This window comes from Saccharopolyspora soli, from assembly GCF_022678645.1.
Taxonomy (GTDB): Bacteria; Actinomycetota; Actinomycetes; order Mycobacteriales; family Pseudonocardiaceae; genus Saccharopolyspora; species Saccharopolyspora soli.
Map to the genome: position 1 here is coordinate 17,318 of NZ_JALBWV010000018.1, position 17,468 is coordinate 34,785.

Sequence of the window (17,468 nt, forward strand, 5' to 3'; positions counted from 1 at the left end):
CCCAACGCACCCACCCCTGATCGTGCTGCCCGACCGTAGGGCTGGCGGGAGAATCGAGCCGAAACCGGCAAGAGGGGGACCCGATGAGTGACACCACGATCATCAAGGTGGACGGCGCGCACTCGCCGCGCGGCTCGCTGGGGCAGTACTACCTCGCCGAGGGTGTGGGCCTGTCGATGCGGCTGTGGCGCGACGAACCGCCAGGCACCGACAAACCTTCCGCCGCACGGGATTACGAGACCGCCGGGTACGTGATCAGCGGCCGCGCGGAGCTGCACAGCGAAGGGCAGACCGTGCTGCTGCAACCCGGCGACTCGTGGGTCATCCCCAGGGGCGCCGAGCACCACTACAAGATCCTGGAAACGTTCACCGCCGTGGAGGCCACGCACCCACCGGCCCAGGTCCACGGTCGCGACGAGACGCCCAGCTGACCTGCGGGCGCGTGATGGTCGCGATCGAAGTCGTCGAGACCTCGTCGCTCGGCGATCGCAGCTACCTGGTCACCGACGGCGCGGTGGCGGCCGTGGTGGACCCGCAACGCGACATCGACCGGCTGTTCGCCGCGGCTGGTCGCCGCGACGTCCGCATCACGCACGTGCTGGAGACGCACATCCACAACGACTACCTCTCCGGCGGCCTGGAGCTGTGTCGGCTCACCGGGGCGGAGTACGGGGTGGCCGCAGCCGACGAGGTGACCTTCGCGCGACGTCAGCTGGTGGAAGGCGATGTGCTGGAGGTGTCGCCACAACTGCGGCTGCGCGTGCTGGCGACTCCGGGGCACACCTTCCACCACCTGTCCTACGTGCTCGAAGGCACCGACGGGGCGGTCGGGGTGTTCACCGGCGGATCGCTGCTGTTCGGCTCGACCGGGCGCACCGACCTGCTCGGGCAGCAGCACAGCGAGGAACTGGCCCGGCAGCAGCACGCGTCGGTCCACAAGCTCGCCGAGGTGCTGCCGGACGGCGCGGAGATCTGGCCGACGCACGGCTTCGGCAGTTACTGCTCGGCCAGCGCGGTGTCCGGCGACTCCGGGACCGTCGGCCAGCAGAAGAAGGTCAACGCCGCGTTCCGCCTCAGCGAGGACGAATTCGTCGAGCACACCCTCTGCGCGCTGGACCCGTTCCCGGCCTACTACGCGCGGATGGGCTCGCGGAATCTGACCGGCCCGGACCCGGTGGACCTGCGGGAACCGGCCAGGGTGCGGCCAGCGGAGCTCGCGCGGCGGCTGCGCGGCGCCGAATGGGTGGTGGACCTGCGCTCCCGCCGCGCCTTCACGCGCGCCCACCTGGCGGGCGCGATCAGCCTCGGGTTGGACGGTCCGCTGGCGACCTGGCTCGGCTGGCTGACCGACTGGGGCACCCCGTTTACCCTGCTCGGCGAGGCACCGGAGCAGGTCGCGGCGGCGCAGCGCGAACTGGTGCGCATCGGCATCGAGCGGCTGACCGCGGCGGTCGGTCAGCCGCAGGAACTCGTGGACGCCAGCCTGGTGCGCGGCATGCCGTCGGCGACCTTCGCCGATCTCGCCGAAGCCGGTCCGGGCACCGTTGTGCTGGACGTGCGGATGCGCCGGGAGTGGCGGGCCCGCCACCTCAAGAACGCCGTGCACATCCCGCTTTTCGAGCTGCGGGATCGGACCCATGAAATCGCCGACGGCGTCGTGTGGGTGCATTGCAGCGCCGGATACCGGGCCGCCGCGGCGGCTTCGCTGCTGGCGCGCGAAGGCCGCGAGGTCGTGTTGATCGACGAGGAGTTCGCCGCGGCGCAGCACGCCGGACTGCCCCTGGTGTCCGACCGCTGAGCCCTATCCCGGTCGGCACCGGCTGCCCGGCGACCGGCCGGAGGTGGTCTGCCTGCTGTTCGGCACGATCTTCGGCGGCGTCGGCGTGCTCATGACCTGGGCGGTGCTGCGCAGCTGTGATCGCTCGCCGATGGCGATTCCGGGCATACACTCGCAGGCACGAGGTGTTCGGTGAGTTGCGGGTGGTCGTGATGGCAACCCGGCGGGTGGGCAGACTCCCCGACGACCTGACGAGTTTCGTTGGCCGCCGCGGGGCGATCACGCAGGTCAAACGTCTGCTGTCAACGTCCCGGCTGGTGACCCTGACCGGTGTGGCGGGGGTCGGCAAGTCGCGGCTGGCGACCCGCGTCGCGCGCGATCTGCGCCGCGCCTTCCCGGACGGCATCTGGTTGGTGGAGTTGGCCAAGGTCCCGGCGCGCAACCACCTCGCCCGCGTGCTGCTGGCCACCCTGGGGCTGCGCGATCGACCGGCGCTGTCCGCGGAAGATCTGCTCGCCGAGCAGCTGGCCGACAAGCGGATGCTGATCGTGCTCGACGGCTGCGAGCACCTGTTGGAGGAGTGCGGACCGCTGGTCGGCGGGCTGCTCGCGGCCGCGCCAGAGGTGCGCGTCCTGGTCACCTCGCGGGCCCCGCTGGCGATCGCGGGTGAGCAGGTGTGGCCGGTGCCGCCGATGGTCATGCCCCGGCTGGACCGGTACGGCCACGTGGTGCAGCGGGCCACCGGCTACGAGGCGCTGGAGCTGTTCGCCGACCGAGCCTCGGCGGTCGTGCCAGGGTTCGCCGTGGGTCCGGAAAACGAGGCGCTGGTGGTGCGGCTGTGCCAGCAGCTCGACGGGTTGCCGCTGGCCATCGAGCTGGCCGCGGTGTGGATGCGGTCGCTTTCGGTCGAGGAGATCCTGGACCGGCTCGCCGACCGGTACCGCCTGCTGACCCTGGGCGATCGCAATGCCGTGCCGCACCACCGCACGCTGCGGGCGGCGATCGAGTGGAGCTTCGACCTGTGCTCGCCGACCGAGCAGGCGTTGTGGGCGCGGCTGTCGGTGTTCGCGAGCAGCTTCGACCTGGACGCCGCCGAAGCCGTCTGCGTCGGCGACGGGGTGAGCACCGAGGATGTGCTCGTCGGGGTCGCGGGTCTGGTGGAGAAGTCCGTGCTGACCAAGGAGGACCAGCACGACGCCCCGACCCGCTACCGGTTGCTGAAGACGATCCAGGAGTACGGGCGGGAGCGGCTCGGCGGCGGCGCGAAGGAACTGGTGTTGCGGCGGCGGCACCGCGACCACTTCCTGCTGCTCGCCGAGCACATCGACGCGGAGTGGCTGGGCCCCAACCAGGCGGAGTGGCTGACCCGGCTGCTGCAGGACCGGGCGAACCTGCGGGCCGCCTTGGACTTCTGCCGCACCGAATCCGGCGAAGGGCACGAGGGCCTGCGAATGGCTGCGGCGCTGCGGTTCTTCTGGATGGCTGGCGGACTGCTGCGCGAAGGCCGCTACTGGCTGGACGAGGCGCTCCAGGTGTCATCGGGACCGAGCCTGCAGCGGGCGCGGGCACTGGCGGTCAACAGCCTGGTCACCGGTTTGCAGGGCGACACCGACACGGCGAACGGCTTGCTGGCCGAGGCGCGGGAGGTGGCCACCCAGGTCAAGGCCGATTCGGTGACGGCGTCGATCGCGCACCTCGCCGGGACCATCGCGATGCTGCGCAACGAGCACGCGCGGGCCGCGACCTGGTTCACCGAGGCGCTGGACCGGGACGACATGCCGCGGCACGACGGGTTGGCGCTGCTCAGCCTGCCGAAATTGGCGCTGGTGACGGCCTTCCGGGGCGACTACGGGCGGGCCGTCGAGCTGTGCGAGCAGTGCCGGGAGATCTGCGAGGAGCACGGTGAGCAGTGGGGTCGGGGGTGGGCCGAGATGGTGCTCGGCTTGGTGCGCTGGAGGCAGGGCGACTTCCCCGCGGCACTGGTGCACCTGCACGAATGCCTGCGGATCAAGCACCTGTTCAGCGACCTCACCGGAATTCTGCTGGCGATCGAACTGGAGTCGTGGGTGGCCGCGGCCCAGCAGCACCCGGCACGGGCGGCTCGGCTGACCTCGGCCGTGGCCCACCTGTGGAAGCCGCTGGGCAGCTACTTGTTCGGCATCGAGCGCTACTTCGCCTGGCACGCGGAGACCGAAGCGCGGATCCGCAACAGCCTGCCAACGCCGGAACTGCGCGCCGCGCGACGGCAGGGCGCCGAGGACACCGTCGAGGAGTTGATCCGGTTCGCGCTCGGGGAACGCGAACCGGCGCAGACGGCGGACACTCCCGCGCGGCTGACCCCGCGTGAGCAGGAGGTGGCGCAGCTGGTCGCGCAGGGCCTGTCGAACCGGCAGATCGCGGAGCAGCTGGTGATCTCCAAGCGGACCTCGGACAGCCACATCGAGCACATCCTGGCCAAGCTCGGCGTCACCTCCCGAGCCCAAATCGCGGTCTGGGTAGCCGAACGGTCGTGAGTGCGTAGCCGTGCTCCAGTCCGGCTACGCACTCACGACACCGCGGTGCGGGCGACGGAACCCGCAGTGGTCTTCTCGGCTCCGGGATCCCCGGCTTGCATGTCCAAGCGTCCGCCGCTCAGGCGGTGGGGTGCAGGATTTCGGCGTGGGCTCGGCGGGCCGCCGAGACGACGACCTGCCAGGGCGGTGCCAGGCGGTCCGCCCGCGGCGGGCTGATCCAGCGCGGGTCATCCAGCGGGGGCAACGCCAGTCGACTGCCGGTCGGCATGGCGACGACCTCGGCGAGTTCGTCCGGCAAGTCACCCCGACCGTCCGGCTGGGTGAGCAGCACCCAGTCGTCGCCGTCGGCCAGCGCGGGTCCGGCCTGCAGGTGGACGACCAGCACGTGGTGCACGCGGGCGGCTAGTTCGGCGGGGATGCGCAGCGCACCCACCCGGCCGCCGATGATCAGTGTGGTTCGGTCGGTTTTGGGATCTTGCTCGACCCACCAACCGTAGGAGCGGTATTCGGAGTTACTGTTCATGTCGATTGATCGCGGGCCTCAAGAGGAATCAGGGGATCGGGTGGTCCGGGAACGGTCGGCTCCCAGATGCATTAGAAATCAGCGAGGCAGGCGCGGCGGTTGTCTTGCCGCCTTGTCGGACGGGTGGCACCCGCCTCGCTGATGGGAGGGCCGAACAACAGACGGCTGGGGCAATTTGACTGCTGTCCGGTCGCTGGGCGTTACCTCCTCCCTGTCGCGAAATCCGCTGAAAGATCCGGGGGTCGACCCATGACCGCCTCGGCCGGGTGGGCCGCAGTCGAGACGGCGGTCTCGTCGCCGTTCGATCACCGGGTCTTGCAGGCGGAAGTGCTTCGTGCACCGCTTGCGGCGGCGCCACGTCCGAAAACTTCCGGACGTGGCGAAAGCATGGACCAAGGACCCTGGTAGGCAAAGCGGGACATGTACCGATGGCCGTACCGATGTGACCCCGGTTTCACCCATTCGAGGGTCACGACACGCGTGCGGAATCCGGCCTCCGCTACCGGGAAACCACTCCGGGACTCCCTACCCTCTACCCGATCCCCCGCACACCTGAGCGAAAGGAGCGAGTCATGCGCACTGCCTTCATCCACGGCGAAGTGGACCGGTTCGAAGCCGCGCGCGACGAGTTGATCGACCGGTTCGACCGCAGCCGACCGGAGTTGGAGGCCGGTTGGCTGGTGGAATGCCTGCTGGACGACAAGCTCGTCCGCGACGGCCTGCTGGCCTGCTGGAGCGAGGAGGACTTGGCGCGGTTCCTGGTCGAAGTGGTGCCACGTCGCCTGGTGGTGCAGGAGTGGTCGGCCGTTCCGGAGGTCCTGCACCAGTGGCTCGGCTTCCTCGCCGAGGAGGGTCTGCTGACCTCGCCGACTCCGGTGTCGGAGCTGCACGAGGCGGTCGAGCGGGCCGTGCCGGACTACCTGGCCGCGATGGCCGAGCCCACCGAGTGGAGCCTGGAGAAGTTCTGGGACACCACGATGCGCGAACTCGGCGTGGACGTCGACGATCCGCAAGCCGTGGCCGAGTTCTTCGACTCGGTGGATTCCGACGAGATCGATTTCGACAGCGAGGTGTTCGAGGAGATCGAGCGCCGCGACTCGCTGGACGCCACCCGACCAGCGCTCTGGCTGCCGCCGATCGAGCTCGCCGAGATCGAACCGCACCGGGCGATCGCGGCGAGCACGCCGATCATGCAGCAGCTGCGCACCTTGCTGGACTGGGTCGGCGACGGCCAGGATCCCTCCGATGTGGACAAACTGGCGGCGGCACTGGGCAGCGACGCGGCAGACGCCGACCTGCTGCTGGAGTGGGCCGAGCGGGCGGGCCTGCTCCGGTCGGCCGGAGACCAGCTGGCCCCCACCCTGATCGCCGAATCGCTGCTGGCCGAACCGGAACTGCTGTGGACCCGGCTCTGGCAGCGGTTCGTGCTGGTGGACGACGTCTTCCACGAGCAGCTCGACGTCCTGGCCGATGGTGAGGACGCGCTGCCGGAGATCGTGCAGTCGGCGTTGAGCCTGCTGTACTCGCGAACCGACGCGGTACCGCTGGAGCTGATCGTCGCGACGGCCTGCGATCTCCTCGGGCAAGGCGAACTGGACGAGCGGGAAGCGGTGCGCGACATCGTGCGGCGGATGCTCGCGCAGTGGGAGGCGATGCAGGCGGTCCGCTGCCACGTCACGACCGCGCCGGAAGAGGTCGAGGCGCTGGAAGCGGACATGCCAGAGGGCATCACCGCCGATCGCACGATGGTCGAGCTGATGCCCGCGGGTCTGTGGGCGGCTCGAGGATCGCTGCGCGCCTTCGGCTTCCAGGTGCCCGCGGTGGACGATCTGGTGGCATGCCCGGCGGAGCTGCTGGCGCTCGTCGCGGCGGACACCCCGGCGGACGTGCAGCAGGTGTTGGTCCAGCGGTGGATCGAGCGGCGCGGCGAGCGGCAGGCCAGCGCGGAGCTGGCGGACCTGCTGCGGCGCGTCGACGACCCGACGATCCGCCTGGCGGCGCTGGGGCTGCTGGAACACACGGGCGAGGAAGGCGTCTCGGCGGCGAGCCAGCTGATCGAGGACCCGATCGCTGGCCCGGCAGCGCGGATGTGGCTGCAATCGCGGCCGACGAGCACGGCGGACGTGGCCCGGCCCGGCGACGAGCTGCTGTTCTGGCTGGACGGCATGGCCGCGGCCGTGGATGAAGATGTCGACCTGTTCCTGGCCGAGTTCAGCCACCAGCCAGCGGCGGACCAGATCGCCCTGATCAAGGAGATCGCAGCGACCGAGCACGGCAGCGCGGGCGAAGTCCTCGCGGTGCTCGCCGAACACCACCCGGAGGAAACCATCGCAACAGCCGCCCAAGAAGCCCTGAATTCGTGAGCCGCTAATTTCGAGCGTCACCATTTCTGCTGGTCAGAGCCTGATTTTCGTGACTTGGCTCATGTCCGTTTGGTCGGCTAACAGAAAGTTGTTAGCCTTGCAAACGAACAGCTTCCGTTCAGCAAGGGGTGGCGGCCGATGAGCGCCGGGCACGACGTTCGATTGCTAGACGTTTTCAAGGGACAACCGAAAGCCGTGTGGATCACCGCGTTCGCCGCGGTGATCGCCTTCATGGGCATCGGACTGGTCGACCCGATCCTGTTGTCGATCGCCGAGGCGCTGCGCGCCGGGCCAGAGCAAGTCACCCTGCTGTTCTCGTCCTACCTGGGCGTGCAGGTCGTGGCGATGCTGGTGACCGGTGCGTTCAGCGCGCGCTTCGGCGCGAAGCGGACCGTGGTCACCGGGCTGGTGCTGATCGTGCTGGCGACGTTGGCGTGTGCGGCGGCCAGTTCGATCGGGCAACTCGTCGCGCTGCGCGCGGTGTGGGGTTTGGGCAACGCCTTCTTCATCGCGACCGCGTTGTCGGTGATCGTCGGCGCCGCCAGCGGCGGCCAGCAGGCCGCCATCCTGCTCTACGAGGCTGCGCTGGGCATCGGTCTGTCCACCGGACCGCTGCTCGGCGCTGCGCTGGGCAACATCTCCTGGCGCGGACCGTTCGCCGGAACCGCGGTGCTGATGGCGATCGCGCTGATCCTCTCGGCGGGCTTCCTGCCCAAGGACAGCAATCGCGCCGAACGGCCCAAGATCCGGCTGCTCGACCCGATCCGCGCGCTGGGCCACGGCGGCCTGCTGCGCACCTCGCTCGGTTCCGCCTTCTACACCGCCGCGTTCTTCGTCGTGCTCGCATGGGCGCCGTTCGTCCTCGAATTCGGTGCGATCGCGGTCGGCCTGGTGTTCTTCGGCTGGGGCCTGTGCGTGGCCGTCGCCGGTGTCACCCTCGCCCCCAGGGTGGCCGCCCGGTTCGGCGAGGTCGGCGGCACCGTGCTCGCGGTGCTGATCTACGCCGTGCTGCTCGTGGGCATGGCGGTTGGCTCCAAGCCGGTCGTGGTCGTCGGGGTGATCCTCAGCGGGTTGGCCTCGGGCCTGCTCAACACCCTGTTCACCGGCTCGGCGATGAGCGTCAGCAACGCGCCGCGACCGGTGGCCAGCGCGGGCTACAACTTCTGCCGCTGGCTGGGCGGCGCAGCCGCGGCCACCCTGGTCGGGCACGTGGCCGAGTGGTTCGGTTCGCGGCACGCGCCGTTCGCCGCCGGAGCGGTGCTGTGCCTGGTCGCCGCAGGTCTGCTGATCACGGACCTGCGCCCCAAGTCCGACGAGCACCAGGTCCCCACCGAAGCCGCCCTGGTCGGCGAAGAGTTCTAACCGCCCGTTCAGGTGAAGACTGAAGGGCACCTTTGACCGGCTTACTCGGTCAAAGGTGCCCTTCACTCCGCAAGTGGTCTTCGAGAATTCGCCTAATTTTTGGAGAGTGTTTGCCGTTCGTTGGTGGTGTCATACGCTCCAAGCCATTTCTAGATCGCTTGGGAGGTTGCGGTGGCACAGCTGGGCGAACGTCGACTCCTACCGCTGTTGTCGACCGGTCGGGCACGGGTGACCTGCCGGTACCGCTGCGGTGACCAGTGCGCCGGGCATCCGCCCAACCCCACGGCGAACCCGTACTTCGGCGACCTGTTGCAAAACGTGCTGAGCCGACGGGGTTTGCTGCGCGCCGGTGCCGTGGCCGCGGCCTCCGCCGCCGTGCTGCCAGCGATCGCCGCGCGGCCCGCAGCCGCCGCACCCGGTCGGCCGCCGGGCCTGGACTTCACGCCGGTGCAGCCGAACAGCGCCGACGCCGTGGTCGTGCCGGAGGGCTACCAGCAGCAGGTCGTGCTGCGGTGGGGCGATCCGATCCTGCCCGGTGCCCCGGAATTCGACTTCGACAACCAGACGCCGGAAGCCCAGGAACGGCAGTTCGGCTACAACAACGACTTCTGCGCGCTGCTGCCGCTGACCGACGACCGGCGGCTGATGGTGAACAACCACGAGTACACCACCGAAGAGTTCCTGTTCCGCGGCTACGATCCGGAAAACCCCACGCAGCAGCAGGTCCGGGTGGCGTGGGCGGCACACGGGCTGTCCGTCGTGGTGCTCGAAACCCGCGACGGCGCGCCGAAAGCGGTCCTCGACCCGTTGAACCGGCGGATCACGCTGAACACCCCGTTCGAGCTGCGCGGCCCGGCCGCTGGCAGCGAACTGCTGAGAACCCCGGCGGATCCCACCGGCACGCGGTCCTTCGGCACGATGAACAACTGCTCGGGCGGCGTGACCCCGTGGGGCACGATCCTCTCCGGCGAGGAGAACATCCACTTCTACTTCGCCAACGCCGACCAGGTCACCGACCCGACCACCCAGCAACGGCTGGCCCGCTACGGGATCTCGGGCGCCGCCAGCGAACGCAAATGGGAGCGCTTCGACTCCCGCTGGGACCTCGCCCAACAGGTCAACGAGCCGAACCGGTTCGGCTGGATCATCGAACTCGACCCGCACGACCCGACATCGACGCCGGTGAAGCACACCGCGCTCGGCCGGTTCAAGCACGAGGGCGCCAACATCCGGGTGGCCGACGACGGTCGGGTGGTGGCGTACCTGGGCGATGACGAGAAGTTCGAGTACGTCTACCGGTTCGTCTCCGACGAGAAGGTGAGACCTGGCCGCAGCGGGCACGCCCGGCGGCACAACATGTCGCTGTTGGATTCCGGCACGCTCTACGTCGCGAGGTTCACCGGCGACAGCCCGGCCAGCGAGATCGACGGTACCGGCAAGCTGCCCTCGGACGGCGAGTTCGACGGCGTCGGCGAGTGGATCCCGTTGGCGCACAACGACACCAGCTTCGTGCCCGGCATGAGTGCCGAAGAGGTCTACATCTTCACCCGGCTCGCGGCCGACCAGGTCGGGGCGACCAAGATGGACCGTCCCGAGGACATCCAGCCGCACCCGATCACCGGCCGCGTGTACTGCGCCCTGACGAACAACTCCGACCGCGGCCCGGACGGCAAGGCGGCCGCGGACGAGTTGAACCCGCGCAACAGCAACAAGCACGGCCAAGTCCTGGAACTCGACGACGACCCGGCGGGCACCCGGTTCAGCTGGCGCCTGCTGCTGGTCTGCGGCGACCCGAACGACCCGAGCACCTACTTCGCCGGTTTCGACAAATCCCAGGTCAGCCCGATCACCTGTCCGGACAACCTGGCGTTCGACCGGCACGGCAACCTGTGGATCACCACGGACTCGGCAGAAGCCCTGGGCGCCAACGACGGCCTCTACGCGCTTCCCTTGGAAGGCCCGGAACGCGGCCACGTGATGCAGTTCCTCAGCGTGCCGCGAGGTGCCGAGGCATGCGGTCCGATCATCGAGGACGACCTGATCCTGGTCTCGGCCCAGCATCCGGGCGAGGTCGACGGGGCCAACGCGGACAACCCGGTCTCCCACTGGCCGGACGGCGGAACCTCCCAACCTCGCCCTTCCGTCATCGCGGTCTGGCGCTGAATTCCCCTGGTACCGGGCTATCCGGCACCACCCGCTGTTCGGTGCGCCATCGCTTCCGTACGGGCGGGCTCTCAGGCGTCGCGGCGGAACAGGGCTGTCCAGAGGAAGGCTTCGCCGAAACGCGGGGACTGCGGTGGCTCGTCGCGCATGCGGCGCAGTTCCACCTCCGTCAGATCGGAGAAGATCTCGCGCAGCGACTCCGGCGTGTAGGCGAGACCGCCGTCCAACCGGGCATTGCGGTAGAAGTCGGCGTCAGGACGCTCGGAACCCATCTCACCAGCCGCGAAGCAGGAGAGCGCGAAATGCCCGCCTGGGGCCAGGAACCGGTCGAGGAAGGCGAGGTAGCTGATGCGGCGGTGCGGTGGCAGGTGGTGGAAGCAGCCGGAATCGTAGATCAGGTCGTACGGCCCGCCCAGGTCGATCGCGGAGCGGTCGAAGGCGTCGCCGCAGTGGAACCGAACTTCGGCACCGGCGTCACGGGCGCGGTCCTCGGCCCAGGCGATAGCTGTCGGGGAGAGGTCCACAGCATCCACCTCGAATCCCGCCGCGGCTAGGTGCAAGGCGTTGCGGCCGGGACCGCAGCCCAAATCGAGCGCGCGACCCGTGGTGATCAGACCGCGATCGAGGTAGGAGACGAGGCTCTCGTCCGGTTTCGCCACGAAGAACGGCACGGGCTTGGCGCGATCCGCGTAGAAGCCGTCCCACCAGGAGGCGCCAGCATCGGTCGTCCAGCGGGCGGCCTCCGACGCGAACAGCCCGTCCAAGAGCCTGAGCACGTCATCAACCGTACGTACGCTTCGGTCCACGTGCTTGTCCTCCACAGTAGACAATTCTACGCCCTGACAAGCGAAAGTCCAGATCAGACGACATGAAGAGGTGCTGTAGCAGGGCTTGCGGAGCGGTTACCTCGCCAGGGATGCGCAGGCTGGGCTTCGCACGCGCGGCCTCTTACGCGGGATCGCGTCGGCGTGTCGTGGGGGTCGGTGGTTTTGCCCGACATGAGAATGGGATTAGCCCTCGACGCCCCGCTTGCGACCGTTCTCGCTCGTAACCCTGAGCCGTGGCGTCGCGCGAAATTCAGAAGTCTGCTCTTGGGTCGGTTCAGCGGCGGTGGCAGTGGCGTGGGCGGGGCACGCGGCCGCACCGGTTCCGACAGCATCAAGGGTGGGCACTGAGCCAGCGGAATCTTGCAAACCGATGGGCAGTTCCGACCGGTACCGCCCACATCGACCAGGTCCGGCGTAGTCCCTCCCCACGCCGGACCACATGGTGGCCGGGCGCACCGCGCCCCGACAGGCGCCCGGCCACCCCTAGCCGGAGAGAGCCCTCCGATACGGAGAAAGGTGCCAACTCATCGAAGCAGGCAACGACACCCCAACGGACAACTCGACCTGGCAGAACAGGGAGGATGCACGTCCCGCATCGTCCAGCACCTCCTTGAGATGACCGCCGCTGCATGACACAACCGCAGCATCCGACCTCTGATCACCTACGACCACGGACCAATCGGAACAGCTCATCGAGCGATTCCAACGGAAAGCAGCGAAAAGCGACCACCAAGCCGACCGGCGTCAGGTGACTTCGGTGTAGAGGTGGGCCCAGCCTTCGGCCGTGAGGTTCTTCGGCAACGCGGGCAGGTTCCGCAACCGGCGCCCAGTCACCTTTCGCACGATCTCGGCCAAACCCCGACCGGGTCCGGTGAAAACCGCCTCGACGAATCGCTGGTACTGGCGCAGTTCGTCGGAGGGCACCAGCGGCTGCGGCCGACGCCGGATCTTCAGCACGCCCCCGTCGACGGCAGGCACCGGGCGGAACGATCGAGCGGGAACCCGTCCGCAGAGCCGGAGCTCGTACCAAGGCGCCCACTGCGCGTTCAGCATCGTGCCGCCACCAGCGCGTTTGCGTGCGACATCCCACTGCACGAGCAAGATCGCCTCCGACCAACCCGCTGTGCCGAGCAACCGGCGGGTCATCGCCGTCGTGATGCTGAAAGGCAGATTGCCGACCACCGCGTACGGCGTGTCTGGGAACCGGAAATCCAGCATGTCACACCGGATCACCCGAACCTGGGGACAGTTGGCGCGGAGTTCCGCGGCCCAGTGGCGGTCGAGTTCGACAGCCGTGATCTCTCGTCCAGTGTGGACGAGTGCGCGGGTGATGGCTCCGCGCCCGGCGCCGAGTTCGACGATCGGCACCGGCGACGGATCGAGCAAGTCGACCAGGCGGCGGGCTGCGCTCCGGTCGATCAGGAAGTTCTGGCCGAGTTCACGGCGCGCACGATCGCGCGCCGACATGCGGCGAGTAGGCATGGTGAGTGCTCCTGCGTTCGCGAACCGGTCGGAACCGGGCACTCGCGAGCGCAGGTCAGCGTGGCATCAAAAGCACAACGAACCGCGCGTCGGGAAACGAGAGCCCGGACGCGGACGGCGGCGCTAATTCAGATCCGGCGCCGCCTAGGCGGAACGCAACCTCATGAAAACGCCGATGCCACCAAAACCAGCCATGCCGAGCAGGCTAGCGGTCCCAATCGCGACTCGAAACCGATTTTTCGGGCACCTGAGCTCGTGCCCGCGTGAGCAGCCGCTGCCGTGCAACGATGTGCGTTGATCAGCTACTCCGGAGCGTGCCCATGCGGATCTACTTCACCGTCGACATGGAAGGCATCACCGGTCTCGTCGACTCCCACGACGTCCAACCCGCCGGGCGGGATTACGAACACGGCAGGCTGATGATGGCCGAGGACGTCAATGCGGCGATTCGCGGCGCGCTCGCCGCCGGTGCCACCGAGATCACCGTCAACGACGCGCACGGCCCGATGCGAAACCTGCGTTCCGACATGCTGCACCCCATCGCGCGGCTGATCCGCGGCAAGCCCAAGAGCATGGGCATGCTGGAAGGTCTCGACAACAGCTACGACGCGGCGATCTGCATCGGCTACCACTCCCGAGCCGGAACCTCGGGAGTGCTCAGCCACAGCTTCATGGGCCACGAGATCGAAGACCTGTGGATCGATGACCGACCCGTCGGCGAGATCGGGCTCACGCACGCCACCGCCGCCGTGCTCGGTGTTCCGGTGGTGCTGCTCTCCGGCGACGACACCGCATGCGCGGAGATGACCGATTGGGACCCCGCCGTCGAGACCGTGCCGGTGAAGTACGCGCGCGGCCGCTTCGCGGCAGAACTGCGGCCGATCGCCGAAGCGCGCGAAGCCATCGAAGCCGCCGCGACCGCGACCCTGACCAGGGCGCCTGCGGCCGAAACCCATGCGGCGGAGCGGACAACGCTCGCGGTGCGCTGGCAGTCCGCCGCCGTGGCCACCACGCTGCTGGACCTTCCCGGCGTCACGGCCCGCGACGATCGCACCGTCGAGATCAGCGGCTACCTGCCCGACGTCTACCGGCAGTTCCGCGTCTGGATGACCGTGGCCACCGCGCTCACCAACCAGCCGCCGTACTGCTGAGAGCTTGGTGGGCGATCTAGCGCGAAATCGGCGCACGCGGAACGAGTTCTGGGATCGACCTCAGTAGTCGGTCAACTACCCGATGTTCGTCAATTTCGGTTGTCCGAAGGCGGTTTCGGCAACTCTGCGTCATGTGTTTGACCTTTGTTCATCTTCGCGTTCAAGTGCTATCGCCTGATCGCCGTAATGTCCGATTGTTCCCGACGATCACTTGGAGGTCCGCTTGTCTTCCCGATCGGACAGCGGGCGGGTCATCCCGCTCCCCCTTCTGTCCCACCACTCAGCCAACCGGTCCTCGGTGACCTGCAAGTACCGCTGCGGTAGCGCGTGCGCTCACGAGGCACCCAACACCTCGGACAACGCCTACTTCGGCGACATCATCGAAAGCGTGCTCAGCCGACGCGGCGCGCTGAAGGCCGGTGGCGTGCTCGCCCTGACCGTCGGGGGCGCAGCAGCTCTCGCTGGCACCGCAGCGGCCACCCCGGCACCGCAAGCCCGACCGGGCCGGGGAGCCGTTCCCGGCACCGACTTCGCGCCCGTTGCCCCGAACACCGAGGACGCGGTCGTCACCGCCGAGGGCTACGAGCAGGGCATCGTGATCCGCTGGGGCGACCCGGTGGTGCCGGGTGCGCCGGAGTTCGACTTCAACAACCAGACCGCGGCGGCGCAGGAGAAGCAGTTCGGCTACAACAACGACTTCGCCGAGCTGATCGCGCTGGACCGCGGCGGCAACGAGAACCTGCTGGTGGTGAACCACGAATACACCACCGAGACGCACATGTTCGCCGGGTACGACGAGGAGAACCCGACCGAGGAGCAGGTGCGCATCGCCTGGGCCGCGCACGGCCTGTCCGTGGTGCTCGTGAAGCGGGACGGCGGCGGCCTCAAACCGCAGCCGAGCAAGTACAACCGGCGCATCACGCTGAACACGCCGTTCGAACTGCGCGGTCCCGCCGCGGGTAGCGACTACCTCAAGACCTCGGCCGACCCGACCGGCACGAAGGTCCTCGGCACGCAGAACAACTGCGCGGGCAGCCTGACGCCGTGGGGCACCATCCTCTCCGGCGAGGAGAACTTCAACCAGTACTTCGCCAACGCCGACTCGGTCACCGACCCGGCCACCAAGACCCGCCTGGGCCGCTACGGCTTCTCGGGCGCCGCGAGCGTCCGCAAGTGGGAGAACTTCGACAAGCGCTGGGACCTCGCGCAGGAGCCGAACGAGGCCAACCGCTTCGGCTGGATCGTCGAGATCGACCCGCAGGATCCCCAGTCCACGCCGGTCAAGCACACCGCGCTGGGCCGGTTCAAGCACGAAGGCGCGGCCATCCAGATCGCCGATGACGGCCGGGTGGTGGCCTACTCCGGCGACGACGAGCGCTTCGACTACATCTACAAGTTCGTCTCCAACGGCAAGGTGAAGAAGGGCACCAGCGCCTTCGCCCGGCGGCACAACATGACGCTGCTCGACGATGGCACCCTCTACGTCGCGAAGTTCGCCGGCAACAGCCCGGCCGGTGAGATCGACGGCACCGGCAAGCTGCCCGCGGACGGCGCCTTCGACGGCACCGGCGAGTGGATCCCGCTGGCCAGCGGCAAGGAATCGTTCGTGCCCGGATTCACCGCCGAAGAGGTCTACATCTTCACCCGGCTCGCGGCCGACCAGGTCGGGGCGACCAAGATGGACCGGCCGGAGGACATCCAGCCGAACCCGGTCAACGGCCGCATCTACTGCGCGCTGACCAACAACACCAACCGCGGCTCGGCGGGCAACGCCGCTCCGGACGAGGCGAACCCGCGGGTCGGCAACAAGCACGGTCACGTGCTGGAGGTCACCGACGACACGACCGGCACCAAGTTCGCCTGGGACCTGCTGCTGGTGTGCGGTGACCCGAACGACCCGAACACCTTCTTCGGCGGGTTCGACAAGTCGAAGGTCAGCCCGATCTCTTGCCCCGACAACGTGGCGTTCGACCGGCACGGCAACCTGTGGATCTCCACCGACGGCAACGCGCTGGAGAGCAACGACGGCCTGTTCGCGGTGCCGGTGGACGGTCCCGAACGCGGCTGGGTCAAGCAGTTCCTGACGGTGCCGCACGGCGGAGAGACCTGCGGTCCGGTGATCCGGGACAACGTGGTGACTGTTTGCGTGCAGCACCCCGGCGAGCTCGACGGCGCGAGCGCGGACAACCCGGCGTCGCACTGGCCCGACGGCGGGAACTCGCAGCCGCGTCCGTCGGTCGTGGCGATCTGGCGCAAGGACGGTGGTGAGATCGGCCGACGCTGATCCACCTCGCCAGCGCGGGGGTCTCCGGCCAGGCCGGAGGCCCTCGTTGCTTTTCCGGGTAGTTTCCAGCGGTGGGATTCGCGGATCGAGAATCGCTCGCGCAGGCCGTGACCAGGGCGTTGACCGATGCGGTGCCCGGCTCGCGGGTGTCGGTGATCGGGTCGTTGGGGGCTGGCACAGCCGACGAGTACAGCGACGTCGACCTTGCCCGGGTGGTGCCCGACGGCGCGGCGCCGGATTGCGCCGACCGTTTGGTTCCGCTGCTCGGCGAGGTGGCCGAGGTCGCGTCGGTGCGGTCGGTGCCGGAGTTCCAGCGGTCCTCGCTGCGTCGCCTGATCTTCGTGCGGCTTCGCGGAGTGCCGCTGTTCTGGCGGCTCGACCTGCAGATCTGGGCTGAGTCGCACGCTTTCGACACCGACGCCGATGTCGGCAACCCGCAGGCGCGCGGCGCTGACTGGTCGCTGGCCGAAAGCGCTGCCATGAACGCTCTCGGTGCGTGCAAAGCGGTGCTGCGCGGCCTTCCGGATACCGCCGATGGGTTGCTGTCGCGTGGATTTCAACGCATCGACGAGCCCGATCCCGGTGGTGGTTGGGAGCACCGCATAGCCGCGCTCGTCGCTGCTGCCACGCGACGCGACGCCGGGCTCGGCCCACTCGGTGCAGAGCTGAGTGCGCTGCTTTCCGCGTGCAGCAAGGATTTCCCGGTCTAGGCTGCGTTTCGACAACCGCAACCTTCGAGCCTGTCCCCGACAGTGGCTATCGCGTCTGGGTGGGCGATTTCTCGCGAAATTGTCACTTCCCGTGAGAAGCGGGTGCCGATTCCTCAAGAAATTGGCAACTCCTCGCACTGGCGCGCGGCGCGAGTTCAAGGGCGGGCCTTGGGCCGGAGGGCATTCCAGCCGTGCCTGCCCGAGAACCGGAACGCCCAGCGGCTGACACCAGGCCGAACAAGCACCCGATCGCGTACAGCACGAACACCTCGGCTTCGTTACCGAATCCGATGCACGCCTGCCTTGCGCCCGG

General features: G+C 68.6%; 13 protein-coding genes. 9 read left to right on the forward strand and 4 right to left on the reverse strand.

Annotated elements, in window-relative coordinates; genetic code table 11:
* Positions 1 to 83: 83 nt before the first annotated feature.
* Both MOQ72_RS15640 and MOQ72_RS15645 read left to right on the forward strand, forming a co-directional pair.
* The gene (locus tag MOQ72_RS15640; protein WP_242184274.1) at positions 84 to 431 is read left to right on the forward strand and encodes a cupin domain-containing protein; all 348 of its coding nucleotides are present in this window, start codon (positions 84 to 86) and stop codon (positions 429 to 431) included.
* A 14-nt stretch (positions 432 to 445) separates the two neighbouring features.
* A complete protein-coding gene (locus MOQ72_RS15645; protein ID WP_242184398.1) occupies positions 446 to 1,798 on the forward strand; it encodes a rhodanese-like domain-containing protein in 1,353 nt (450 codons plus the stop codon).
* Positions 1,799 to 1,801: 3 nt separating this feature from the next.
* Here the strand turns inward: MOQ72_RS15645 and MOQ72_RS15650 are convergent, their stop codons facing one another.
* Positions 1,802 to 1,945, reverse strand: coding sequence for a hypothetical protein (locus MOQ72_RS15650; RefSeq protein WP_242184275.1), 144 nt, complete (start codon positions 1,943 to 1,945; stop codon positions 1,802 to 1,804).
* 44 nt (positions 1,946 to 1,989) lie between these two features.
* Here MOQ72_RS15650 and MOQ72_RS15655 point away from each other — a divergent pair, with 44 nt between their 5' ends.
* Complete coding sequence (locus tag MOQ72_RS15655) at positions 1,990 to 4,290, forward strand: LuxR C-terminal-related transcriptional regulator (RefSeq protein ID WP_242184276.1); 2,301 nt, start codon at positions 1,990 to 1,992, stop codon at positions 4,288 to 4,290.
* Positions 4,291 to 4,408: 118 nt separating this feature from the next.
* Here the strand turns inward: MOQ72_RS15655 and MOQ72_RS15660 are convergent, their stop codons facing one another.
* Positions 4,409 to 4,813: a hypothetical protein gene (locus MOQ72_RS15660; RefSeq protein WP_242184277.1), complete on the reverse strand. Its 405-nt coding sequence runs from the start codon at positions 4,811 to 4,813 to the stop codon at positions 4,409 to 4,411.
* 572 nt (positions 4,814 to 5,385) lie between these two features.
* Here MOQ72_RS15660 and MOQ72_RS15665 point away from each other — a divergent pair.
* The 3 genes from MOQ72_RS15665 to MOQ72_RS15675 all read left to right on the forward strand — a co-directional run bounded on the left by MOQ72_RS15665 (position 5,386) and on the right by MOQ72_RS15675 (position 10,701).
* Positions 5,386 to 7,176, forward strand: a complete 1,791-nt coding sequence (locus tag MOQ72_RS15665) for a hypothetical protein (RefSeq protein ID WP_242184279.1) — start codon at positions 5,386 to 5,388, stop codon at positions 7,174 to 7,176.
* Between the two features lie 138 nt (positions 7,177 to 7,314).
* A complete protein-coding gene (locus MOQ72_RS15670) occupies positions 7,315 to 8,538 on the forward strand; it encodes an MFS transporter (RefSeq protein ID WP_242184280.1) in 1,224 nt (407 codons plus the stop codon).
* Positions 8,539 to 8,709: 171 nt separating this feature from the next.
* Entirely contained in the window at positions 8,710 to 10,701 is a 1,992-nt protein-coding gene (locus MOQ72_RS15675; protein WP_242184281.1) for a PhoX family protein, read from the forward strand.
* 71 nt (positions 10,702 to 10,772) lie between these two features.
* Here MOQ72_RS15675 and MOQ72_RS15680 read toward each other — a convergent pair whose 3' ends face one another.
* Together MOQ72_RS15680 and erm are read right to left on the reverse strand one after the other, a co-directional pair.
* The gene (locus tag MOQ72_RS15680) at positions 10,773 to 11,477 is read right to left on the reverse strand and encodes a class I SAM-dependent methyltransferase (protein WP_242184282.1); all 705 of its coding nucleotides are present in this window, start codon (positions 11,475 to 11,477) and stop codon (positions 10,773 to 10,775) included.
* A 795-nt stretch (positions 11,478 to 12,272) separates the two neighbouring features.
* Positions 12,273 to 12,995, reverse strand: a complete 723-nt coding sequence (gene erm, locus MOQ72_RS15685; RefSeq protein WP_277954155.1) for a 23S ribosomal RNA methyltransferase Erm — start codon at positions 12,993 to 12,995, stop codon at positions 12,273 to 12,275.
* A 335-nt stretch (positions 12,996 to 13,330) separates the two neighbouring features.
* On the opposite strand from erm, the gene MOQ72_RS15690 reads away from it, so the two are divergent.
* From MOQ72_RS15690 to MOQ72_RS15700, 3 genes are all read left to right on the forward strand, one after another.
* Positions 13,331 to 14,161, forward strand: coding sequence for a M55 family metallopeptidase (locus MOQ72_RS15690; protein ID WP_242184284.1), 831 nt, complete (start codon positions 13,331 to 13,333; stop codon positions 14,159 to 14,161).
* Positions 14,162 to 14,459: 298 nt separating this feature from the next.
* Positions 14,460 to 16,445 carry a PhoX family protein gene (locus MOQ72_RS15695; RefSeq protein ID WP_242184285.1) on the forward strand — a complete coding sequence of 662 codons (1,986 nt, stop codon included), beginning with the start codon at positions 14,460 to 14,462 and terminating at the stop codon, positions 16,443 to 16,445.
* Between the two features lie 71 nt (positions 16,446 to 16,516).
* The gene (locus MOQ72_RS15700) at positions 16,517 to 17,155 is read left to right on the forward strand and encodes a nucleotidyltransferase domain-containing protein (protein WP_242184286.1); all 639 of its coding nucleotides are present in this window, start codon (positions 16,517 to 16,519) and stop codon (positions 17,153 to 17,155) included.
* Positions 17,156 to 17,468 lie beyond the last annotated feature (313 nt).